Consider the following 406-nt stretch of genomic DNA (forward strand, 5'->3'; position numbering starts at 1 on the left):
GCGGCGCCAGCGGGGCGCCAGCGGGGCGAGGCGGGGCGGCGCTGGGCGGCGCCAGCGGGGCGAGGCGGGGCGGCGCTGGGCGGCGCCAGCGGGGCGCCAGCGGGGCGAGGCTGGGCGGCGCCAGCGGGGCGAGGCTGGGCGGCGCTGGGCGGCGCCAGCGGGGCGCCAGCGGGGCGAGGCTGGGCGGCGCTGGGCGGCGCCAGCGGGGCGCCAGCGGGGCGCCAGCGGGGCGAGGCTGGGCGGCGCTGGGCGGCGCCAGCGGGGCGCCAGCGGGGCGAGGCTGGGCGGCGCTGGGCGGCGCCAGCGGCGGCGCCAGCGGGGCGAGGCTGGGCGGCGCTGGGCGGCGCCAGCGGGGCGAGGCTGGGCGGCGCTGGGCGGCGCCAGCGGGGCGCCAGCGGGGCGAGGC

Annotated in this window: 1 protein-coding gene; it reads right to left on the reverse strand. The window is 89.4% G+C overall.

Annotated features, from left to right (window positions below; all coding sequences use genetic code 11):
- On the reverse strand, positions 1 to 406 hold a 406-nt coding region (locus tag KBX50_RS33930; protein WP_210941672.1), incomplete at both ends, for a hypothetical protein.

Source organism: Micromonospora sp. C51 (assembly GCF_018070435.1).
GTDB lineage: Bacteria > Actinomycetota > Actinomycetes > Mycobacteriales > Micromonosporaceae > Micromonospora > Micromonospora sediminimaris.